The organism is Stenotrophomonas sp. (assembly GCF_036662295.1).
In the GTDB taxonomy this organism is placed as follows: domain Bacteria; phylum Pseudomonadota; class Gammaproteobacteria; order Xanthomonadales; family Xanthomonadaceae; genus Stenotrophomonas.
Genome location: NZ_JAVWXA010000027.1, coordinates 23,541 through 45,273, shown reverse-complemented (window position 1 = coordinate 45,273; position 21,733 = coordinate 23,541). Strand labels below are relative to the sequence as shown.

General features: G+C 63.3%; 16 protein-coding genes. 5 read left to right on the top strand and 11 right to left on the bottom strand.

All coding sequences use genetic code 11. The features are described from left to right. Window positions 1–1,060, top strand: a 1,060-nt coding sequence (locus RSA25_RS07685) for a Tn3 family transposase (RefSeq protein ID WP_332808302.1), incomplete at its 5' end; no start/stop codon positions are given. A 207-nt stretch (window positions 1,061–1,267) separates the two neighbouring features. On the opposite strand, the gene RSA25_RS07680 is transcribed toward RSA25_RS07685, so the two are convergent. Together RSA25_RS07680 and RSA25_RS07675 are read right to left on the bottom strand one after the other, a co-directional pair. Then, window positions 1,268–2,848 (bottom strand): AAA family ATPase, encoded by a 1,581-nt coding sequence (locus RSA25_RS07680; RefSeq protein ID WP_206620597.1) that lies wholly within the window; start codon window positions 2,846–2,848, stop codon window positions 1,268–1,270. 245 nt (window positions 2,849–3,093) lie between these two features. Beyond that, window positions 3,094–3,546, bottom strand: coding sequence for an antitoxin Xre/MbcA/ParS toxin-binding domain-containing protein (locus RSA25_RS07675; protein ID WP_049397652.1), 453 nt, complete (start codon window positions 3,544–3,546; stop codon window positions 3,094–3,096). A 362-nt stretch (window positions 3,547–3,908) separates the two neighbouring features. Here RSA25_RS07675 and RSA25_RS07670 point away from each other — a divergent pair, with 362 nt between their 5' ends. Continuing rightward, entirely contained in the window at window positions 3,909–4,910 is a 1,002-nt protein-coding gene (locus tag RSA25_RS07670) for a DUF6602 domain-containing protein (RefSeq protein WP_049397653.1), read from the top strand. Between the two features lie 55 nt (window positions 4,911–4,965). Here the strand turns inward: RSA25_RS07670 and RSA25_RS07665 are convergent, their stop codons facing one another. The 5 genes from RSA25_RS07665 to RSA25_RS07645 all read right to left on the bottom strand — a co-directional run bounded on the left by RSA25_RS07665 (window position 4,966) and on the right by RSA25_RS07645 (window position 10,860). After that, a complete protein-coding gene (locus RSA25_RS07665) occupies window positions 4,966–5,418 on the bottom strand; it encodes a hypothetical protein (protein ID WP_049397654.1) in 453 nt (150 codons plus the stop codon). A gap of 6 nt (window positions 5,419–5,424) precedes the next feature. After that, window positions 5,425–7,281, bottom strand: a complete 1,857-nt coding sequence (locus RSA25_RS07660; protein ID WP_049397655.1) for a hypothetical protein — start codon at window positions 7,279–7,281, stop codon at window positions 5,425–5,427. After that, on the bottom strand, window positions 7,274–8,854 hold the full coding sequence (locus RSA25_RS07655; RefSeq protein WP_049397656.1) for a site-specific integrase: 1,581 nt from the start codon (window positions 8,852–8,854) through the stop codon (window positions 7,274–7,276). The genes RSA25_RS07660 and RSA25_RS07655 overlap by 8 nt, the downstream gene beginning before the upstream one ends. Then, a complete protein-coding gene (locus RSA25_RS07650; protein ID WP_223276829.1) occupies window positions 8,841–10,166 on the bottom strand; it encodes a site-specific integrase in 1,326 nt (441 codons plus the stop codon). The genes RSA25_RS07655 and RSA25_RS07650 overlap by 14 nt, the downstream gene beginning before the upstream one ends. A 139-nt stretch (window positions 10,167–10,305) precedes the next feature. Continuing rightward, complete coding sequence (locus RSA25_RS07645) at window positions 10,306–10,860, bottom strand: single-stranded DNA-binding protein (RefSeq protein WP_332808301.1); 555 nt, start codon at window positions 10,858–10,860, stop codon at window positions 10,306–10,308. Window positions 10,861–11,186: 326 nt separating this feature from the next. Here RSA25_RS07645 and RSA25_RS07640 point away from each other — a divergent pair, with 326 nt between their 5' ends. Then, window positions 11,187–12,218, top strand: coding sequence for a LacI family DNA-binding transcriptional regulator (locus tag RSA25_RS07640; protein WP_332808300.1), 1,032 nt, complete (start codon window positions 11,187–11,189; stop codon window positions 12,216–12,218). Here the strand turns inward: RSA25_RS07640 and RSA25_RS07635 are convergent. Further along, window positions 12,204–12,902, bottom strand: coding sequence for a hypothetical protein (locus tag RSA25_RS07635; protein WP_332808299.1), 699 nt, complete (start codon window positions 12,900–12,902; stop codon window positions 12,204–12,206). The two genes, RSA25_RS07640 and RSA25_RS07635, sit on opposite strands and share 15 nt — an antisense overlap. A 187-nt stretch (window positions 12,903–13,089) precedes the next feature. On the opposite strand from RSA25_RS07635, the gene RSA25_RS07630 reads away from it, so the two are divergent. After that, on the top strand, window positions 13,090–13,983 hold the full coding sequence (locus RSA25_RS07630) for an ABC transporter ATP-binding protein (RefSeq protein WP_332808298.1): 894 nt from the start codon (window positions 13,090–13,092) through the stop codon (window positions 13,981–13,983). 13 nt (window positions 13,984–13,996) lie between these two features. Continuing rightward, a complete protein-coding gene (locus RSA25_RS07625; protein ID WP_332808297.1) occupies window positions 13,997–17,575 on the top strand; it encodes an ABC transporter permease subunit in 3,579 nt (1,192 codons plus the stop codon). 78 nt (window positions 17,576–17,653) lie between these two features. On the opposite strand, the gene RSA25_RS07620 is transcribed toward RSA25_RS07625, so the two are convergent. The 3 genes from RSA25_RS07620 to RSA25_RS07610 all read right to left on the bottom strand — a co-directional run bounded on the left by RSA25_RS07620 (window position 17,654) and on the right by RSA25_RS07610 (window position 21,710). Beyond that, a complete protein-coding gene (locus RSA25_RS07620) occupies window positions 17,654–19,723 on the bottom strand; it encodes a response regulator (protein WP_332808296.1) in 2,070 nt (689 codons plus the stop codon). Continuing rightward, complete coding sequence (locus RSA25_RS07615; RefSeq protein WP_332808295.1) at window positions 19,713–21,212, bottom strand: ATPase domain-containing protein; 1,500 nt, start codon at window positions 21,210–21,212, stop codon at window positions 19,713–19,715. The genes RSA25_RS07620 and RSA25_RS07615 overlap by 11 nt, the downstream gene beginning before the upstream one ends. Before the next feature lie 117 nt (window positions 21,213–21,329). Next, a complete protein-coding gene (locus RSA25_RS07610) occupies window positions 21,330–21,710 on the bottom strand; it encodes an SseB family protein (protein ID WP_332808294.1) in 381 nt (126 codons plus the stop codon). Window positions 21,711–21,733 lie beyond the last annotated feature (23 nt).

Below are 21,733 nucleotides of genomic sequence, written 5' to 3'. Positions count from 1 at the left end.
CAAGCTGTCCTGGCTGCAAGCCTGGCACATCCGCGACGAAACCTATTCGGCGGCCCTGGCCGAGCTGGTCAACCACCAGTACCGCCATGCCTTCGCCGCCCACTGGGGCGACGGCACCACCTCATCCTCCGATGGCCAGCGTTTCCGGGCTGGCGGCCGGGGCGAGAGCACCGGACACGTCAACCCGAAGTACGGCAGTGAGCCGGGACGGCTGTTCTACACCCATATCTCCGACCAGTACGCGCCGTTCAGCACCCGCGTGGTGAATGTCGGCGTGCGCGATTCCACCTATGTGCTCGACGGCCTGCTGTACCACGAGTCCGACCTGCGGATCGAGGAGCACTACACCGACACGGCCGGCTTCACCGATCACGTCTTTGCCCTGATGCACCTGCTAGGCTTCCGCTTCGCGCCGCGCATCCGCGACCTCGGCGAAACCAAGCTGTACGTGCCGCAGGGCGTGCAAGCCTACCCGACGTTGCGCCCGCTGATCGGCGGCACCCTGAACATCAAGCACGTGCGTGCCCACTGGGACGACATCCTGCGCCTGGCCAGCTCGATCAAGCAGGGCACCGTCACCGCCTCGCTGATGCTGCGCAAGCTCGGCAGCTACCCGCGCCAGAACGGACTGGCCGTGGCCCTGCGCGAGCTGGGCCGGATCGAGCGCACGCTGTTCATCCTCGACTGGCTGCAAAGCGTCGAGCTGCGCCGCCGCGTGCATGCCGGCCTGAACAAGGGTGAAGCGCGCAACTCCCTGGCCAGGGCGGTGTTCTTCAACCGCCTCGGCGAAATCAGGGATCGGAGCTTCGAGCAGCAGCGCTACCGGGCCAGCGGCCTCAACCTGGTGACGGCGGCTATCGTGCTGTGGAACACAGTGTATCTGGAACGCGCCACCCAGGGGCTGGTCGAGGCTGGTAAGCCGGTGGACGGCGAGCTGCTGCAATACCTGTCGCCGCTGGGTTGGGAACACATCAACCTAACCGGCGATTACGTCTGGCGGCAGAGCCGCCGGCTTGAAGACGGGAAGTTCAGGCCGCTACGGTTGCCCGGAAAACCTTAGCGTACGATTTTTTCCGAATTCTGCGGGCTCCCCTACAAGGTAACATTCGCGGGCACCGCGCCGGCATGGGCCTCGAATGAGCGTCGAATTTCTTCGAGATTCTCCAAGGTATAGGTGAGCATAGCGATGCGGCGCTGTGGTCGCTCCAAGGCCTGGCGGACCAGCAAGGTGGTCTTGCCAGAGCCGGCTGCCGATAGCAGTACCCGGTTAGGCGATAGCACGCTGGACATAGTCCGGGAACCTGATTGAAAGAGGGCTGTTGAAAATGGCTAGAGCCGTATCGGTCTTGTGACCTTTCATGTACTTGAGCAAAGCCACCTCGTCGGCGAATGACTGGGCCAGCACGGTGTTCAGCTCGTCCAGTGAGTTGGCTTTAATAAGTTGTTCTTCCAACGATGGGGCGGTCTCGTCAGAATCGTAGTAGATGGCATTGGGGAAGTCGGCATATCGCTCTTGCACTAGCGCGATATCACCATCGTTGTCGGTGACGACTTTGGCCTGAATACGCAGGCGCTCCGCAATCTGCAAGAAGCGCTTAAACGCCAGTGATTTGACCGAGATGATGTCCACGCCACGGGCCAATGGTGCTACACCGTGGTGATCCAGGTAGGCACGTTGCACGATCAGCTCGTCGGACGGGCCCTCCACCAGAATTACCCGCTTGGCCAGAATCAGTCGCAACGTGTCATGGCCAGGAAGCTTCATGAAGTAATCGTGCGTATCATGCGGCAACTGATCCAGTTTCATCTGGCCTTGGGCGCTGAACAGGATCACATTGTCCACGCCCAACTTGTTCAGAACGAAGCTGCTGTGGGTTGCGATGACCACTTGCTGCGCTGTAGAGAGCGCTGAAATCTTGTCAATCAGCTGGCTCATGCCAGAGAAGGAGAGGTGGTTCTCCGGCTCTTCGATCAGCAGTACATGCGCCGAGCCTGCAGCATGCATAGCCAGCTTCATCTTTACTGCGCTTTGCTCACCCTTGCCAGCTTGGGTGAAAGGAAGCTCATCCAGGTACGGTGACAAGCTGGTTTCCCACGTTGAGCGCGGTGAAGAGTCCACGCCCACCGTCAATGCTTTGTGACTGATGTCCCCCGTGTGCTCAGTGAGATAAGCATTAATGGCGGCAACGTCGCCCTCTTCCGCGAAGCTTTGCCGCATGCGGCGAAAACTCAGAGATAGCGACACGCGCTGCGCTGGGGTAAGCGCCTGTTCGATGATGCTGGCGATATAGCGATCGGCTCCGGACAGTGTCTTGATACCGTGGGTGTCGATGATAGTTGAATCGAACGGGATGGTACGAGCGGTGACACCGTTGTTGGCAAAGGAGTACCAGCGCACCGTGTAGTATTCCACTGGGAGGCTGGTCGCGCCCTGGTGTTGCTGCAGGTAGGCGTTGAATTCCTCGCGATAGTCATTGCTGAGCTCGACCAGCAATCGGACGCCTGCACCGTCTAGACCTAATGAGTTGTTGGTGCCGCGCAAAGACGCCAGCGCGGGATCGTTCCCCAAATAGGCTTCAATGGAGATCCTGGGCGGTGACGCAGGCGTTCCCGCGCGCAGAGCCGCTAAGTACTCCCTCACCGTTGGCTGGTGGAAAAGATAGGGTGTGAGCTCGTAGGTGAGGTTGCGACCATACAGCTGCCCAGTTATCACTGCGTGGATCGCTTCCAGCAAGGTGGACTTTCCCACCTCGTTGTCACCAACCACAAGGTTCATGTGCGCATTGAGCTGCAGATTGAGGTGGCGAAAAGACTTGAAGTTCTCGATAACAATACGTTCGATCGGCATGCTCCATCCCCCGGTGGACTATCCTGTCTCTACAGAACTTTACGCGGCTCGTAAGAACGATGCCAACTGGACTGGATTTGGAAAGAATTTGTTCTGGACAGGCCTGGCGGGCACAGAAGGTAAGCCATCAAAGACTGCTAAATGAACAGGATCCATCGTCTTCGCTCGTCTCACGTATCGGCTATGCGGTTTGGTGGTTGTGACGAGGTGGTGGTTATAGTCCCGACTTTCTTAGTGGTGCTCGGTCACAGACTGCTGGACGTCGTCGGAGCTGTCAGGGAGGCGGCGATTCCCTGGGCCTCTAGATAGTCACGAACAGTGGCAAGGTCGTTGAGTTGACCAGAGCACATGAAGGCCAAGGCCGGGGTCCCCTTGAACGGTGCTGCGCTGTTGGGGCGTCGTAGCCAGCTGTCAGCTTGCTGCGGATCAGGGAAGAGGATGTGCAGTGCCCGGTATATGCCGAGCGCATAGCTGATTCGCTCGATTGTTTCTGGCCAAAGGCCGTCAGTCACTCCCGCCTCTAGCTGTGCACAAGCAACGTCGATGGGCCTACCCAGGATTGCCGACTGCTCATGAGCGCTTAGTTTCCAAACTTCTGCCATCTTGGTAAACGCGCGCAGAGCAGGTCCTTCCAGGCTGGTGGCGTCACTGGCGATTGGGTAGATCATCCCTCTGGCCTGGGGGAGCAGATGAGTCATGCTACTCCCGTTTCACTCATCGCACCCTTCCGCGATGCGCCGATTGACTAAATGGTTGGCCTACATAGGCGGGCGATGCTCATGTCATCTCGACCGTTCGGTGCGAGGGAGGCCTAACAGCCCCGCCTCGGCCGACGGTCTGGCAGCCGACTGCCTGCCGGCCGCACGTCTGCATTCTATTTCAACGACACGTGGTGGCTGGTAGTGAACAACGTGGTGTGACCCCTTCAGGACCTATAAACACTGAAGGGGACAACAGTGACTACTGGGCCTCTATGCCCTGCCGCAATAGGCCTTATAGGGAAGGCGCCGGCGATGGATTTCACGGCATCATTGGGCTTGGAAGAGGAAATCCATCACAAATGATCCGAGCAGCTCCGCACCGCGACGATGGGCATTATCGGGAAGCGAGTCTGCGAGAGTTCCTCAAGCAGCATCTCCCATCACGCTTCCTGGTTACCAGCGGATTCGTGACCGATCATGATCGAGAGCAAGACAATCAGGTTGATCGATCCTGGCGCCAGATCGACTGCCTCGCGCATGACAAGCAGGACTTTACCCCGCTGTTACGCGCCGATGAATTTTCGATCGTTAGGCCTGAATCCGTTGCTGCGATCATTGAGGTCAAGAGCTCTCTAGAAATAGTGAGGGAAACCGTCCGGATGAGTACCAGCCCATCGTTTCTCACCCCCAAGGGGCGACACTACCGCTGGGCGGGCAGCCTGGTCGAGGCCCTTGAGAACATCAAATCTGCGGTCGACGTGATGGAAGCTGCATCCATCCGCCGCAATACGTACTTTGCGGGAGTAATCGCCTATTCTGCGCGCCCCCTCCGAAAGCTGCCTGAAGCGATGAACTCCGGCGAACTGTTCAAGCAGCTTGGGATTGAGGAAATTGAACATTTGCCCGACTGCATCTGTGTTCTAGACGGCCCCGCCTGGTCCTTCTCATGCGTTGCCGGAACGGATCCGAACGTCCACGGCGATGTGACCACCGACCCTAACTCTTCCTACGCCATTGGATCTCCACGGGACGGCGAGGGAAGCGCACTTCAGATCTTTAGCGCCCATCTGCATCACGCGGTTGCGGTGAATCGGCTACAGCAGCCGCACATGGTCGGAGGGGCGCACTCCGCTGCAGGCGATAGCGCGCAGGAACAGCACTACAGGATCCCCGTCTCATCCAAGCGAATGTTAGGTTCTACGTACAGCAATGCGCACCACACCTCGAACAGATCGACCATGCTTAGCTTGGTCTTCTTGCGCGCGCCGCTCTTTCAGTGTCCGGATCCCTTCCAGCAAGACGCCGATAAGAGCCGGCAGCGGATTCTGATCGGTCCGAACCGAGGCTCTACTACTCAGTAGCGTGCATTGCGACCGGCGGAGCTGCCGTGACCTCTCAAAAGAAACCACTTCCAGGTCACTGCTCGCTATTCTCTCTCTTCTTCTTTTCACCTTTCCGGCGACCAGAACGGTTCACCTCAGGCAACGGCTTGTCCAATGCAAGCAAGTCCATACGAACGTTGTTCGCGTAGGCGTTGTATTGCCATCGACGAAACTGATCAAGAAGCAGATTGTTGGTGTCCTCTAACCGTTTAACCTGCGCTTCCAAGTCAGTGATGCGGCGGATAGCGGCGTCCAACGTGAAATCTCTCGGAAGCGCATCTCTCGCCTCACGCAAATCCTTTTGACGCTGCTGAAACCGCTCCTTGACGGCAGGATAAAGGTACATCGTGTGCTTCGAGATCGAAGGCACGTCCAGCACCTTTGCGGCGCGCTCGCAGAATAGCGGCCAAGTGAGCTTGCCGTCCCAGCGATCCAGCTCACGCATTATCTTTGGCAGCGTTGCCTTGGTGATGATCTTCTTTGGCATGGCGGGTCAGGTAAGAGCCAAGGCAATCATTTTCGGACCAAGCGCATCCATGGAGGGCACTTCGACAACGCCAAGATCCATGAGAGCACGGCGAACCGGAGAAGGATCGTGCCCATCCGGAATCCTGAGGACCGCTCCCTCCAGAACATTGGGATGCTCCAATGCCATCCTCATTGCCTTGACGTGCGCGAGCTTCCACTTGTGATTGTCCACCCAGCGGTCGGCACCAAAGTCGCCATCCTCATGAGCTTTCATGGCCTGCTGGAGCAGTTTTTCCGTCTGCGCCTCCAAGAGGCGAATCCGGTCTAGCGCAACGTGATCACCCTTGATGCAAGCATGCTCCTTGCAGGTCATGCATTCGCGCTGTTTCTGGCACGGTGCCATGGCGTAGTCGTGCACGCACATGCCATAGAGCGTGGCTTTGGCCGTTCCCAGCCGATCAGTCCCAAGTTCCTGATACGTCACCGGTTGACGCTGCTTGATGCGTTCGAGCAATGGGGCAGGCTGCATCGGAAGCAGCCCACGGGCAGCCTCTAGGCGTTCCTCCGGCGAGCGATGGTCGTAATGACGGTTGTCGGAAACCTTTGCGCGACCGGCCCAGCGCGCCAGGCTGTAATCGTCCATGCCCGCCCGTTCTGACATCGTGCTGAGCCAATGACGGAGCTGGTGCGATGTCAACGTGATGCGCGTGCCATCCAAATTCCGCAGGCCCATACGGTCAAAAAGAGATTCGCCGTGGCCGCTGCCAGCGCCCAAGCGCTTATTCACCTCGTTAGCGCTTGGAATCCGCCATGAGTCTGGCCTAATTTCCTTCTCGCGACTGAATTCATTCTCTCGATGCAGGCACAGAGCACTCCAGGTCGTCAGCACCCTCTTCTCATCAAGGAAGGGCCAGTAGAAGCCGCCAAATTCTTTGATGAGATTGGACGTGCCGACATCTTCAGACGAAGACGTGGAGCCTTCGAACGCCGCCCTGACTAACTCACGTGCAGGAGCACCGATTTCGATCAGGCGCCGGACGGCCTCTTTCACGACGTCATGCATGACAGGCACGACCCACTTCTTCGTCGCTCCTTTGCCCTTGGCCGCATTCCAACGCAGGAACATCTGAAGATTACCGTCGTCATCTTCCTCCCACTGGATGCAGTCAATAGGAAGCTTCAGCACTTCGGAGACGCGGCCTGGCGCGGCCATAAGCAGGATGAAGATTGATGAGTAAAACTGACTCTCCCGATCGTCGGCCTGGGCAAACACGTCAGCAACTGCGAGCATTGCCTCATTGGTGGGAAGCTTTTTCATGCGATGGGCCTGTCCCGCTTCGCCGAGATCCTCGGTCAGGATCACCGGCTTCTTGAAAGGAGACTTCCAAGCCGGCAACGACGGGACAAGGCTGTTCTCACGTAAGAAGTCGAATACAGCTTGAAGTTGGAGCCCGGTCTTGTGGTGCACGTCCTCGCTGGAGTAGAACTCCTTGCACTTGTTGGCGCAAACGTCCATTACCGCACCACTCAGGAGTCCGACATCTCCTCGGCCGCAAGCCGCCAGCAATCCTGCCTCCACGCAGCGAAGTGCTTGGAGCATCATTGCCAAGCTCTTGACTGGCCTGTGGCTATATCTGTATCGAATGTATGCCTTTGCGAACTGCATGAATGGTTCGACGAAGGGCGTGAAAGAGTATGAGTTCAGAGGTGCTGTTTTCGTTGCGAAGACGACTATGGTCTCGTTTTGCTGCCACTTGTCGCGATCCCAAGCGCCACCATTCGCGAAGGCAGTCAGACCCTCTTTTGCCAAGCGTATGAAGTCGGCAAGGTTTCCGCTGGCTTCGCGCTCAGCGCGGGGAACGAACTGGACGACATCACCCATGGGTGCCCGCCTCCAACAGATTCGCGTCGAGCATCTGAGCCCTCGCATCCTTGCACATCGAAACACAGTGCTCGACAGCAAGGATCAGTTGGTCATTAGCATTAACAATGACGTTGGAACAGCCTGCCTCCCGGGTGCGCTCCTTCTCGGCATATAGGTCCACCAGCACCTCTTCATGCGGCCCGTCGACCCACGGCTGGAAGTGAAAGCATGTGTAGCAGGCTCGGTAGCCGCTAGCGCAGAATCCATAGTTACCGCAGGTCCCCACCGCGTGTTGACGATCATTCGGCACACGGCTCCGCGGATCGTCACCGCGAACTGCCTTACGTTCAGAGTGGACAAGCTTGCCGAGGCAGGCTTGCGCGAAGGGAGCGAGTCGAGCACCCACTAGCTCATTGATGACTACCGCCTCTTGAGCGGTGTTCTCCGTGTACACATGGACGTTCTGGGTGTCGGAATGATCCAGCAACTCGGCGATGATGACTGCACCGAATCCCTCTCGGCGAAGCTTCGTGCCTCGCGTGTGTCGGAATCGCAGTGCGGAAAAACGAATAAACTCACCAGTACGCTCCGAGTGCGCAGTCGACGCCTTCGCGCAACGCTGTAGAGCGGAATCGAGCGAGTCAATTTTTGAATGCAGTTGATCTGGCGCGCCACCCATCAGATAGTCGGTGAGCTCGTCTAAATTTCCAACATCCTCAAGCTTCTTGCGATTGAGAAAGATCGGCACCTCACCTACCAAGGCAGGATCAACCGCCCCCCCAATCGCCTCGAGAACTGCGGCGACGGACTGTCGATGCTGCTGCCGAAGCACCAGATATAGGTCTTCAAGGATGGCAAGAGACCGGTAGGCACCTCGAAAAGCGATGCCACGTTGCTTGGCTCGCGGAATGTTGAGCCTAAACATGGGCGCGCCTTCACCTGTTTCACGAACGAGATCCCGCCCCCTGAGAGCAGCGATCTGGACGGGACGGCGCGCGGTCATCGCCAAGGTGAGCAGATATGCGTAGTCCTCGAATGCAATGTCCTTTCGTGCTACCGCGAGGTTCGCCCAATCCAGGAGCGCAGCCATCTCGAGGTCGGTGTAGGGCCCATTCTCGGGGCAACCACTAGCAACGGCCGCCCCCTTTTCATTCCCCTTTATTCGCCAGCTTTGGAGGAGATCAACGACTTCGCTAGTGACGCCGTCAAATCCGTAGTCATGCCAGGCAAGCAGAAAGCCCTTCAGGCCGCCTAACTGATATTGCTCGTCTGCCGCAAGGCTGGCGCGCCAGTTGATGAGGTCAACCACGGTCACCCGCGACGCTCCTGTATCCCGCAGGTATCGCTTGAAACGCGTCTCCATATTTCGCGCATGACGAGCGGATGCCTCTTCCGCATAGCGCAACAGCGTGGCGCGAAAGCCAGCCTCGGTTCTAGCTTCAACCACCCCCGGCAGCGCTAGTGAAATCTGCACGTCCTTGTTTAATTGCCAATGTTTATCCGAAGGCTTGAAGGGATAACCATCCTTAGACACTGTCTGAGCGGTCGACTTTCCCTCGACATCGACCTGCTTTGGATTAGCGCGAATCACCACCGCCCCCCTTGGAGTTATCGCTACGCTTGGGATGAGCGGCCTGCACCTGACGAGCAGCCTTGTCGCTGGCTTCACGAATGTGACGCCGGTTGTACGTCGCTCCCGATGCCTTGCTGCGATGACCGTTCAGGAAAGCACGAACATCCAGCTCCCTAGCCTCGCTGAACGGCAATGCCTCAGCATCTTCACCCGACCGGATCTTGGCGTTGTGCTTGTCAATGCTGACGGAAAGCTCGTAATTGAAATGGTGTCGAAAGGCGTGGGGATGGATCGCCTCAAAGGCGGGGTCCACCGCGCGCATCCGCGAAAAGATCTGGCTACTCAGAGCTGAGGTGGAGAGTGGCTTGCCCCATGTATCGCCCTTCCTGTGCGAGACAAGTAGATACGGATGCCTTCTGGCGGGGCCGATCCTGGAACGGACATTCAGCATGTAACGGTCGATCTGATTGGCGAGCGCCTCAGGTATCGGTAATGGCCGCTCCTTGGTCTTCGTTACCGGCTGATAGGGTCGCGGGTCATGCTTATCATCCTGATTGCGCCGAACCCAGACGTGCGGCTCATGGCCCAAGTCGAACTGGTCGAGTCGCAAGCTCAATAGCTCTCCTCGTCGCATTCCGGTGTGTCTTAGCAGCCCGAAGATGATGGCATTGCGGAGCTGGACTTCCGGATGCCGGAACGGATTGCGCGGATCACCCTCAGTGCCTATCGCCATGAATCGCTCGACCAACTCGGAGGGTGGCGAGCGCAGATCCAAATCGTCATCCCTCTGTTTTGCCAACCCGCGCGGTCGGTGCTTGCGAATGGTTCTGGCCATCCGCGCAATTTCTTGAGCGGTTCGAGACGAGTTCTGGTGCTGTGTAACGACCGAAGCCGTAAATTCCAGATAGTCGGCAAACGTGCTGATACGGTTGAAATGCTGTTGCCCACCAATGGTGGCCAGCACCTGATTTGAGGCAACTCGCGCCTCGAGAAAATCGATGACGACGCTTCGTTTCTTGTCACCTTCTCCAACTGAACTCAACTCCCGCATGTCGAGCTTGGCGAAATCTCGAAGCGACACTATGTCTGAAACTGTGAGAAGGCGCCCGCTGCGGAACTCGGTGATCAGGTCTCGGCCATTGGCCTGCTCCCAGCGCAGAAGTACAACGATGTCGGCAAGCTTGTTTCGGATCGTGTTGACGGCTGCCCCGGCATTCCGAAGCTGGGAAGTAGCGAACAGGGTCGGGTAGAACAAAGGCACGCCCTGCTCGTCGTGGAGCATTGGAACTCGTTCTCCTTCGCCAAGCACATGAACTGACAGCATGGCCATCACTCTTCTTCTACTGTTTTTGCATATGTACAACTGTATATGAAATTTTCGACTACGCAAGTCAGCGTAGAAAAAAGAAAAGCCCTGTAAAAACAGGGCCTTCCTCGAAGCTATATCACCACTATTGATCTAGTATTCGCTAGAACGGAATATCGTCGTCAGCGAAGTCGTCCATCGGCGGTGCCTGCTGCGGCTGCTGCTGCGGGCGCTGCTGGCCGTAGCCGCCGCCCTGGCCGCCCTGGCGCTGACCGCCACCACCGCCACCACCGCCGTACTCCTGGCGCGGGGCCTGCTGGCGCTGCGGACGCTCGCCGCCGCCGTAGTTGCCGCCACCGCCACCGCCGCCACCGCCGCCTTCACTGCGGCCGCCCAGCATCTGCATTTCATCGGCGATGATGTCGGTGGAGTACTTCTCCACGCCATCCTGGCCGGTGTACTTGTCGTACCGCAGGCTGCCTTCGACGTAGACCGAGCTGCCCTTGCGCAGGTATTCGCCGGCGATCTCGCCGAGCTTGCCGAAGAACACCACGCGGTGCCATTCGGTGCGCTCCTGCTGGTTGCCATCCTTGTCCTTGCGGACGCTGGTGGTGGCCAGGCTGATGCGGGTGATCGCCATGCCGCCTTGGGTGTACTTCACGTCCGGGTCGTTGCCGAGGTTGCCGACCAGGATGACTTTGTTGATGCCGCGCGCCATAGGGTTGCTCTTCCGTTGTCCGAGGGCAGGTTGCACAGATAGCACAGCCCGGGCCGGGCTGCAGACAGGCAGGGCTGCCCCCGGGAGAATGGGGGGATTGCTACAACCATGCATCTTATCATCGTGGCCCGCTTGTCCCCCGTCAGGAAAGCGGCCTATCGCCGTCGGGGTCCGCCCAAAGCCATGTGGCACAAGGGCTACCCGGACCCTGCCCGCGCCAGCAGAACGCGCCGCCCTGCGCCGCGGCGGGCGGCCTGCGCGCAGCCCCGGCCCGCGCTGCCCGCCCCATGGCATGATGCGGATCGTCGTCCCCGCAGCCCCCAGCAATGACCATCCGAGGCAAAGCCACTTCCCTGGACATCGCCCACCTGGCCGGGGTGTCGCAACCCACCGTGTCGCGCGCCCTGCGCGGCAGCCCGATGGTCAACCCGGAGACCCGCGAGCGCATCCTGCGCATCGCCCGGGAACTCAACTACAAGGTGGACAAGAACGCCTCCAGCCTGCGCCTGCGCAATGCCGGCACGCTGGCGCTGCTGTTCTTCGAAGACCCCACCAACGACGACTCGCTGATCAACCCGTTCTTCCACGCCATGCTGGGCTCGATCACCCGCGCCTGCGCGCTGCGTGGCTATGACCTGCTGGTGTCCTTCCAGCAGTTGTCCACCGACTGGCAGGCCGATTACGAGGACAGCAACAAGGCCGACGGCATCATCCTGCTCGGCTATGGCGACTACCACGAGTCGCGCGAGCGGCTGCAGCGGCTGGTCGAGCAAGGCACCCATTTCGTGCGCTGGGGCGCGGCCCTGCCCGACCAGCCCGGGGTGTCGATCGGCAGCGACAACTTCCAGGGTGGGTTCGACATCACCGCCCACCTGCTCGACCAGGGCTGCACGCGCATCGCCTTCATCGGCCATGCCTCCAGCCACTATCCCGAGTTCGAGGAGCGCTACCGCGGGTATGCCGCGGCGATGGCCGCGCGTGGCATCGAGGCCGCTCCCGGCCTGCAGCACGATGCGATCACCACCGAGCAGGACGGGTTCGACGCCTGCCAGGCGCTGCTGGCGCGCGGCGCCCCGGTGGACGGCATCTTCGCGGCCAGCGACCTGATCGCCATCGGCGCGATGCGTGCGCTGCGCGAACACGGCCTGCGCGTGCCGCAGGACGTGGCGTTGGCCGGCTTCGACGACATTCCACTGGCCGCCTCGGTGTCGCCGCCGCTCACGACCGTGCAGCAGGACACCAAGCAGGCCGGCCAGCTGCTGGTGGAGAAGCTGCTGGCGCTGATCAACGGCGAGGCGGTGGACGGCCAGACCATCGCGGTGAAGCAGGTGCTGCGCGAGTCGTCACGGCGCGCGTGAGGCGGTTGCGGGCGCGCGCGCCCGATCCGCAGGCGGCTGGCGCCGTGCACGCCGCCGCTGCCGGCCCGTCCAGAGACACAGCACCAGGCCGTAGAGCAGCAGCGGTGCCACCAGGATGGGCCAGAAGAAGTAAAGCCAGAGCAGGTCGTAACCGCGCTCGGACGACTTGAACCCCATCGCCGGATGCAACGACAGGGCGACACGTTGCCCGCGCAGGGAGGGCCCGACGTCGAGTACGGTCAGCGTGAGCTGCGATCGGCCTTGCGGCAGGGTCACCGGTGAGGGCAACGGGGGCCAGCGATACCAGCCGGTCGGCGCATTGCGGGTCTGCACCCCCAGGTCACGCTCGACCCCATCGGCCCAGGACGCGCTGGCCGGGAAGGCCGCATACGTGGCCTGCTGACCCGCGTTCTCGATGCGCACCACCACCGGTTCGCCGGGGTGCTCGAACACCAGGAAGCCCGGGCGCTCCTGAACGCTCCACTTGCCCAGGGTGTCCCGCGTGTCCTCGCCCGGTGTGCGTGCGAATCGCAACGACAGTTGCACCTGGCCCGCACGCAGCCGCAGCGTGTCCAGCACCACCGTGGCGCCGGGTTCGAGCCGCAGCGGGGCCGTCTCGGTCCGCGAGGCGATCTTGAACGCCGGCCAGCCGGCCAGCACCGCGGCGCACAGCAGCGCCCACACCCCCCAGTGCACCCGCAACCAACGCGACACAGGCAGTCCCTTCCTGTCCGGCGGCGCGCCGGTCTCCAGCGCCGAGTATAGCCAGCCGCCTCGCGCCGGGCCGGGCGATGCATGACTTACGGCGGATGCAGCGCACTCCTTTTGCGCCCATAACTCGCTCTTCAACACAGGGAAAGGTGTTCGCCCCATGCTCCAGATCCGCTCGCTGTCCAAGACCTACGCCAATGGCGTGCATGCGCTTGATGGGGTGACGCTCGATATCCCGCGTGGCATGTTCGGCCTGCTCGGCCCCAACGGGGCAGGCAAGTCCTCGCTGATGCGCACCCTGTCCACCCTGCAGGAGGCCGACAGCGGCAGCGCCACCCTGGAGATTCCCGGCGAGCCGGTCATCGACGTGCTGCGCGACAAGGACGCGGTGCGGCGCCGGCTGGGCTACCTGCCGCAGGATTTCGGCGTGTATCCCAAGGTGAGCGCGCTGGACCTGCTGGACCATTTCGCCGTGCTGAAGGGCATCACCCACAAGGCCCAGCGCCGCGAGGTGGTGGAGGGGCTGCTGCAGCAGGTGAACCTGTGGGACGCGCGCAAGCGCAAGCTGGGCACCTATTCGGGCGGGATGCGCCAGCGCTTCGGCATCGCCCAGGCGCTGCTGGGCGACCCGCGCCTGGTGATCGTGGATGAACCCACCGCCGGGCTGGACCCGGAGGAACGCAACCGCTTCCTCAACCTGCTGGCCGCCATCGGCGAGAACGTGGCGGTGATCCTGTCCACCCACATCGTGGAGGACGTGACCGACCTGTGCCCGGCGATGGCCATCATGAACAAGGGCCAGGTGCTGCTGACCGGCAAGCCGGGCGACGCGATCCAGGCATTGCAGCAGCAGGTCTGGCGCAAGCAGGTGGACGCCGCCGAGCTGCCCGCCTACGAAGCCGCGCACGTGGTGCTCTCCACCCGCCTGGTGGCGGGCCGCCCGGTGATCCACGTGCACAGCGCCAGCGATCCCGGCGATGGTTTCCAGGCGGTCGCCCCCGACCTTGAGGACGTGTATTTCCAGCGACTGCGCCTGCAGTCGCGGGCCGCCTGACCGGAGCGCGCCCATGATCTCCGCCTTCTTCCGCTTCGAGCTGCGCGAACAGCTCCGTTCCCCGTTGCTGTGGCTGCTGTCGGCGCTGTTTGCCGCACTGGCCTTCGCCGCGGCCTCCAGCGATGCGGTGCAGATCGGCGGCGGCGCCGGCAATGTGCACAGCAACGCCCCGATCGTGATCGCCCGCTTCATGGGCATCTTCACCATGTTCGGCATGCTGGTGTCGGCGCTGCTGGTGAGCAACGCCCTGCTCCGCGATTTCGAGCTGGGCACCGCCGAGCTGATCTTCGCCAGCCCGATCAAGCGCCGCCACTACCTGGCCGGCCGCATCCTGGCCGCGCTGTGCGCCGGCCTGCTGTTCTACCTGATCATCGCCGTGGGCCTGTTCCTGGCCCCGTTCATGCCTTGGGTGGACACCGCGCGCGTGGGGCCGATCCCGCTGCACGGCTATGCCTGGACGTTCGCCTTCATCGTCCTGCCCAACCTGGTGTTCACCACCGCGCTGCTGGCGATGCTGGCCGCGCTGACCCGCTCGATCCTGTGGGTCTATATCGGCCTGGTCGGCTACTTCGTGCTGTACGGGGTGAGCGCCACGTTGCTGCGCGACATCGACAACATCTGGATCGCCACGCTGGCCGAGCCGCTGGGCATGCGTGCGGTGGGCCGCACCGTGCGCTACTGGGCCACCGAGCAGAGCAACACCCAGCTGCCACCGCTGGCCGGCTACGTGCTGGCCAACCGCGCGCTGTGGCTGGGCGTGGCGGCAGCCTTGTTCGCGGCGACCTTCGCCCTGTTCCGTACCGAGCGCAGCGGCAGCGGGCGGCGGCGCTGGGGCCGCAAGCCGGCCCCGGCACCGGCGCCGGCCGCGCGCCCCCTGCAGCTGACCGTGCCGCGCATCCACCCCCACTTCGGCGCGGCCACCGGCTGGCAGCAGTACCTGCGCCAGGTGCGCTTTGACACCGCCGGCGTGCTGCGCAGCGTGCCGTTCCTGGTGCTGCTGGTGCTGGGCCTGGCCAACTTCATCCCCGGTGCGCTGTGGCAGGAAACGCTCTACGGCACCCCGATCCATCCGGTCACCGCGCAGATGCTGGCTGCGCTGCAGGGCGCCTACAGCTGGCTGCTGGTGATCATCGTGCTGTTCTACGCCGGCGAGCTGGTGTGGAAGGAGCGCACCGCGCGCCTCAATGAAGTCAACGATGCCATGCCGGTGCCCAACTGGGTGCCGCTGCTGGCCAAGTTCAGCGTGCTGGTGATGGTCATCATCTGTTTCCAGGCGATCGGCGCGCTGGCCTCGATACTGCTGCAGCTGGGCCAGGGCTTCACCCGGCTGGAACCGATGGTGTACCTGCAGACGCTGGCGCTGGGCTCGGTGTTCTATGTGTTGATGGGCGGCATGGCGCTGGTGCTGCAGGTGCTGACCAACAACAAGTTCCTGGGTTACGCGCTGCTGATCGTGGTGATGATCGGCCAGGTGGCGCTGGGGCTGCTGGACTACACCCAGAACCTCTACAACTTCGGCAACTGGCCCAACGCGCCGTATTCGGACATGAACGGGTTCGGCCACTTCCTGACCGGGCAGCTGGCCTTCCAGGGCTACTGGGCGCTGTTGCTGGCGGCCCTGCTGTGCCTGGCCTCGGCGTTCTGGGTGCGCGGGGTGGGCATGGGCCTGCGCCAGCGCCTGGCACTGGCCGGGCGCCGCCTGCGTGGCCCGGCCGGCATGGGCACGGCCACGGCGTTGGTGGCGTTCGTGGCGGTGGGCGGCTGGCTGTACTGGAACACCAACGTGCGCAATGCGTTCCACTCGCCCGACCAGACCCGCGACCTGCAGGCACGGTACGAGCGCGAGCTGTCCCGGTATCGCCACCTGCCACAGCCGCGGATCGTGGCGGTGGACAACCGGGTGGACCTGCATCCGGAAACCCAGTCGGTGACCATCGATGCCGACTGGACCGTGCGCAACACCCATGCCACGCCGATCACCGACGTCCACATCGCGATGGGCGATGACCGCCAGCTGGTGGCCGTGGACCTGGGCGGGCAGACGCTGGCCTTCCATGACGTGGACCTGGGCTACCGCATCTACCGGCTGACCCGGCCGCTGCAGCCGGGCGAAGAACGCCGCGTGCATTTCCGCGTGGACCAGCACCCCGACGGCATCACCGCCGGGCAGGCACAGAGCGACCTGGTGGCCAACGGCAGCTTCTTCAACAGCCGCCTGCTGCCCTCCTTCGGCTACGACGAACGCAGCGAGCTGGAGGACCGCAACGAGCGCCGCAAGCGCGGGCTGGGCGAACCCACCCGCATGCCCAAGCTGGAGGATGAGGCTGCACGTGCCAATACCTACGTCTCCGACGATGCGGACTGGCTGGATTTCCGTACCACCATCTGCACCGCGCCAGACCAGATCGCCCTCGCCCCCGGCTACCTGCAGGCGGAGACGACCGTGGATGGGCGGCGCTGCTTCCGCTATGCCATGGACCGGCCCATGCTCAACTTCTACGCCTACCTGTCCGCGCGCTGGGAGGTGAAGCGTGGCATGTACAAGGACATTCCGATCGAGGTGTACTACGACCCGCGCCATGCCTACAACGTGGACCGGATGATCGAGGCGGTGCGCAAGTCTATGGCGTACTACGAGGCCAACTTCACGCCCTACCAGCACCGCCAGGTGCGCATCATCGAATTCCCCGGCTACCAGAGCTTCGCCCAGTCCTTCGCCAACACGATTCCGTACTCCGAGTCGATCGGCTTCATCGCCGACCTGCGTGACCCGGACAAGATCGACTACGTGTTCTACGTGACCGCGCACGAGATCGCCCACCAGTGGTGGGCCCATCAGGTGATCGGGGCCAACGTGCAGGGCGCCACGGTACTGTCCGAGTCGTTGTCGCAGTACTCGGCGTTGATGGTGATGGAGAAGGAATACGGCCGGGCGCACATGCGCCAGTTCCTGAAGACCGAACTGGACCGCTACCTGGCCGGGCGCGGGAGCGAGCGCATCGGGGAGCTGCCGCTGGAGCGCGTGGAGAACCAGCAGTACATCCACTACGAGAAGGGCTCGCTGGTGTTCTACCGCCTGCGCGAGGAGATCGGCGAGGCCGCGCTGAATCGTGCGCTCAAGCGCTTCCTGCAGGACAAGGGCTACCAGCAGCCGCCGTACACGACCTCACGCGAACTGATCGGCTATATCCGCGCCGAGACCCCGGCCGACCGCCAGCAGGTGGTCACCGACCTGTTCGAGAAGATCACCCTGTATGACAACCGGCTGCTGGAGGCCAAGGCACGCAGGCGCGCCGATGGCAAATACGAGGTGACCCTGGCGCTGCATGCCGACAAGCGCTACGCCGACGGCGCCGGCAAGGAGACCGCGGGCCGCATGGACGACTGGATCGAGGTGGGCGTGTTCGCCAATGCCGCCTCGGGCAAGGAACGCGACCAGAAGGTGCTGTACCTGCAGCGCCACCACATCACCACGGCCACGCCGACGATCACGGTGGTGGTGGAGGGCAAGCCGGACGAAGCGGGCTTCGATCCGTACAACAAGCTGATCGACCGGGTCAGCGATGACAACCGGCGCAAGGTGAGCCTGTAAGGACGCAACCGCGGTCGCGGCGTACCGCGCCCCCGGTCAACGCCTGGCGTGCATCAGGTTGGCGCGGTGGCCGCTGCATCATGGCGATGCAGCCACCGCCGCCCCCATCGCCTCGCGCACCGCTGCACTGAATTCGTCCAGCAGGAAGGGCTTGGCGATCATGCCCATGCCCTCGTCCAGGAACGCGGCGCGCTCCTGGGCCTTTTCCGCATAGCCGGTCATGAACAGCACCGGCAGCTGCGGCCGCGACTGGCGTGCGATCTCGGCCAGCTGGCGACCATTGAGGCCCGGCAGGCCCACGTCGGTGACCAGCAGGTCGATGCGCCGCGGGGACTGCAGGATCGGAATGGCCGCGTCCGCATCGCCCACCACCTCGACCTGGTAGCCGAGGTCTTCCAGCACCACGGTGACCAGCATGCGCACCTGCGCATCATCCTCGACCACCAGGATCGACTGGCCGGCGCCGAGGGTCACGCTGGGCGCCTCCTCGGCCGGGGCTTCGGCGTCGGGAGCCTGCGCCTGCGGGATGTACAGCGAGATGGTGGTGCCCTGCCCCGGGCGCGAATCCAGGGTGATGTAGCCGCCGGACTGTTGCATGAAGCCGTACACCATCGACATGCCCAGGCCAGTGCCCTTGCCGATCGGCTTGGTGGTGAAGAACGGCTCGAAGGCGCGCTCCACCACTTCCGGCGGCATGCCCATGCCGGTATCGGAGACCGCCACCACCGCATAGCGCCCGGCCGGCACGCTGACGTGCGCGTTGTCGGCGAGCACCACCGCACTGGTGCGCAGCAGCAGCTCGCCGCCGTTGGGCATCGCATCGCGTGCGTTGATGGCCAGGTTCAGCAGCGCGCTCTCGAACTGGTTGGCATCCAGCGTGGCGTGCAGCGCGGTGCCGGCCAGATCGGTGGCCACCCGCACGGTTTCGCCCAGGGTGCTGCGCAGCAGCTGCTGCAGCGAGCCGACCAGGGTGTTGAGTTCCACCGGGCGGGAATCCAGCGATTGCCGCCGCGAGAACGCCAGCAGCCGCTGGGTGAGGCTGGCCGCGCGCTGGCTGGAGGTGGTGGCCGCGTCCAGGAAGCGCTCCAGGTCGTCCACCCGGCCCATCTCCAGGCGCATGCGCACGATGTCCAGCGCCGAGAGGATGCCGGTGAGCATGTTGTTGAAATCATGCGCGATGCCGCCGGTGAGCTGGCCGATCGCCTCCATTTTCTGCGACTGGCGCAACGCCGCCTCGCTGGCCTCGCGCGCGGCCATCTGGGTCTCCAGCTCGCGGGTGCGCTCGGCCACCATGGCCTCCAGGTCCTGCGCATGCTGCCGACTGGTTGCCAGCGCCTGCTTGGACACGGTTATATCGGTGGCGAACACGTGGAAGCCGTCCACGCTGCCGTCGGCGGCAAAGCGCGGTGAATAGCGCACCTCGGTGTCGCGCTGCTGGCCGTCGCGACGTGGCCAGCGCACTTCGAAGGTCGATTCTTCACCGGCCAGTGCGCGCTCCATCGCCGGGCGCGGGGTGGCCCACGCGCTCTCGCCGATCACCGCGCTGACGTGCTGCCCGATCACCTCGGGGGCGGTCAGCTCGAACCAGGTTTCGTAGGCCTTGTTGGCGAAGCGGTAATGCAGGCTGCGGTCGATGAAGGCGATCAGCACCGGCATCGCATCGGCGATCAGGCGCAGTTCGGCATCGCTGCGCATCAGCGCCACGCGGTTGTCGGCCAGCGCCTGCACCTGGTCGCGCACCAGGTATTGTTTCTGCCGCGCACGCAGCGCGCCCTGCACCGAACTGAGCAGGGAAATGCTGCCCAGCGGGCGGTCCAGTTCCACCACGTTGAGCGAGCGCGGCAGCAGGCCCTCGACCGGCGAGCGGCGGTGCGCGCGCGGCGAGCGCAGCAGGATGAAGGGAAGATCGGACCACGGCGGCTGCGCCGACAGCGCCTGCAGCATCGCGTCCACGCCGCGCGCGGCGGCCTCCTCGGTGACCAGCACCACGCCGGCCTGCTCATCGAGCACGCTGGCGAGCTCGCTCAGGCCCGCGTGCACCCGGGTGGCCAGGCCGGCGCCTTCCAGCACCGAGGCGATGCTGGGCGCATCGCGCCCGAACGGGGCGACGATGTGCACGGTGCCTTGCGCGGCGTGGTCATCCGGCATACGGATGGCTCAGCAGGCCGGCGGTATCGCCCACGAACTCGGGCGTGCCGGTGAGGATGCCGCGGAATTCTTTCAGCGGCGGGCTCACCGACAGGCCGCGGCCGTCGATCTTGAGCTCGCGGATGGTGTCCTCGTGGGCGCCACCGCGATTCTTGATCACCGAGATCGCCTTGCGGATGCGCCCCTGCGCTTCAAAGAAGCGGAACAGGATCACCGCATCGGCGATGTAGGACACGTTGAGGTTGCCGGTGGACATGGTGCCCACCAGGCCGTGCTGCGGGTTGATGAGGAAGGTGACCACGCCCTTCTGGTTGAGGTAGGACAGCATTTCATGCAGCTGCAGCATCAGCTGCTTTTCCTGCGGCATGGCGGCCACGTAGCCGTTGAGGCTGTCGATCAGCAGCACGCTGCAGCCGCGCTCTTCCACCGCGCGCTGGATGTTCCAGGAGAACTCACCGGGAGAAATTTCCGCCGGGTCCATCTGCATGATTTCCAGCAGGCCTGAATCAAGGTGGCGGTGCAGGTCGATGTCCAGTGCCGCCGCGCGGGTGAGCAGCGTGCCCACGCGTTCGTCGAACTCGAAGATGCAGCAGCGCTCACCACGCTCGCACGCCGCCCAGATGTACTGCAGGGCCACGTTGGTCTTGCCGCTGCCGGCCGGGCCGGTCAGCAGGGTGCAGGTGCCGCGCAGCGGGCCGCCGCCGAGCAGGCTGTCGATCTCGACCACGCCGCTGGCCACGGCCGTGCCCTCGAAACCCTGGTGGTGCTGGGAGGCGATCAGGCGCGGAAACACTTCCAGGCCACCGCCGCGGATGACCATGTCGTGGTAACCGGCGACGAAGTCCACGCCGCGCAGCTTCTGCACCTGCAGGCGGCGGCGTGCGGCACCGAAATCCAGGGTCAGCCGCTCCAGCGACAGCACGCCGTGGCACAGGCTGTGCAGCTGCCCGTCGCGATCCTCGCCACTGGAGGTGAGGTCGTCCACCAGGAACACGGTGGCGCTCTTGGGCGCGAAGAACTGCTTGAGCGCCAGGATCTGGCGACGGTAGCGCAGCGAATCCTGGGCCAGCAGGCGAAGCTCGGACAGCGAGTCGAACACCACCCGGTTGGGGCGGATGCGCTCCACCTCGCCCAGGATCAGGTTGACGGTCTCATCCAGCTCCACTTCCCAGGAGTGCAGCACCGACTGCAGGCGGCCGTTGCCCAGCGCGTCCTCGGCCGAGCCCAGCTCGAACAGGTGCAGCCCGTCCAGCGACCAGCCATGCGCCTCGGCCACTTCGCGCAGTTCTTCGGCGGTCTCGGACAGGGTGATGTACAGGCAGCGCTCACCGCGCTTGAGCCCTTCCAGCAGGAACTGCAGCGACAGGGTGGTCTTGCCGGACCCGGGCGGGCCCTCCAGCAGGTACAGCCGCCCCTGCGGAAAGCCACCGCGCAGGATCTGATCGAGGCCGACAATGCCGGTGGTGATACGTGAACTCTGAGTCTGCATAAGACCCCCGTTTTTTGACGGAGGGAGTCTACCAATGGCAACTGTCGACAAGTCGTGTGATCGAGTTCGCGCGCCCGGGGCGCGTTCAGCGATGTCGAAGCGGCGTGCAATCGCCGCTCAGGCAAAGTCCTTGAGTATCTCGCCGATGCCCGCCGCCGACAGCTCCAGCCCCAGCGTGGTGCCGGGATTGACGACCACGCCATAGCCGCCCGGCACCCGCTTGAGCACCTCCAGCAGTTGCATGCGCAAGGTGTGGGGTGCCTGCTGGTTGTGCACGCCGACGCGGGCCATGTCGGTGAACACGGCCACGTGCAGCACGCCCTGCTTGTCGAACAGGAGCGGGTCGAAGCCGCTGCCGTCGGCGGTGACCAGGCTGCCGGTGAGCAGCACCACCTCCGAGGCCACGAAGGCCTTCATGAAGAGCGCGATCGGCAGCTGGCCGTCCATCGCGGACTTGAGCAGGGTTTCGATCGGGGTCTGGGGCGGCAGTTCGGTCATGACACGCAGGGGTCCGGTGGGGG

What these genes read in the sequence shown, in the direction of transcription:
- RSA25_RS07680 (WP_206620597.1), bottom strand. Translation starts at nt 2,848, where the DNA reads ATGCCGATCGAACGTATTGTTATCGAGAACTTCAAGTCTTTTCGCCAC.
- RSA25_RS07675 (WP_049397652.1), bottom strand. Translation starts at nt 3,546, where the DNA reads ATGACTCATCTGCTCCCCCAGGCCAGAGGGATGATCTACCCAATCGCC.
- RSA25_RS07670 (WP_049397653.1), top strand. Translation starts at nt 3,909, where the DNA reads ATGATCCGAGCAGCTCCGCACCGCGACGATGGGCATTATCGGGAAGCG.
- RSA25_RS07665 (WP_049397654.1), bottom strand. Translation starts at nt 5,418, where the DNA reads ATGCCAAAGAAGATCATCACCAAGGCAACGCTGCCAAAGATAATGCGT.
- RSA25_RS07660 (WP_049397655.1), bottom strand. Translation starts at nt 7,281, where the DNA reads ATGGGTGATGTCGTCCAGTTCGTTCCCCGCGCTGAGCGCGAAGCCAGC.
- RSA25_RS07650 (WP_223276829.1), bottom strand. Translation starts at nt 10,166, where the DNA reads ATGGCCATGCTGTCAGTTCATGTGCTTGGCGAAGGAGAACGAGTTCCA.
- RSA25_RS07645 (WP_332808301.1), bottom strand. Translation starts at nt 10,860, where the DNA reads ATGGCGCGCGGCATCAACAAAGTCATCCTGGTCGGCAACCTCGGCAAC.
- RSA25_RS07640 (WP_332808300.1), top strand. Translation starts at nt 11,187, where the DNA reads ATGACCATCCGAGGCAAAGCCACTTCCCTGGACATCGCCCACCTGGCC.
- RSA25_RS07630 (WP_332808298.1), top strand. Translation starts at nt 13,090, where the DNA reads ATGCTCCAGATCCGCTCGCTGTCCAAGACCTACGCCAATGGCGTGCAT.
- RSA25_RS07625 (WP_332808297.1), top strand. Translation starts at nt 13,997, where the DNA reads ATGATCTCCGCCTTCTTCCGCTTCGAGCTGCGCGAACAGCTCCGTTCC.
- RSA25_RS07620 (WP_332808296.1), bottom strand. Translation starts at nt 19,723, where the DNA reads ATGCCGGATGACCACGCCGCGCAAGGCACCGTGCACATCGTCGCCCCG.
- RSA25_RS07615 (WP_332808295.1), bottom strand. Translation starts at nt 21,212, where the DNA reads ATGCAGACTCAGAGTTCACGTATCACCACCGGCATTGTCGGCCTCGAT.
- RSA25_RS07610 (WP_332808294.1), bottom strand. Translation starts at nt 21,710, where the DNA reads ATGACCGAACTGCCGCCCCAGACCCCGATCGAAACCCTGCTCAAGTCC.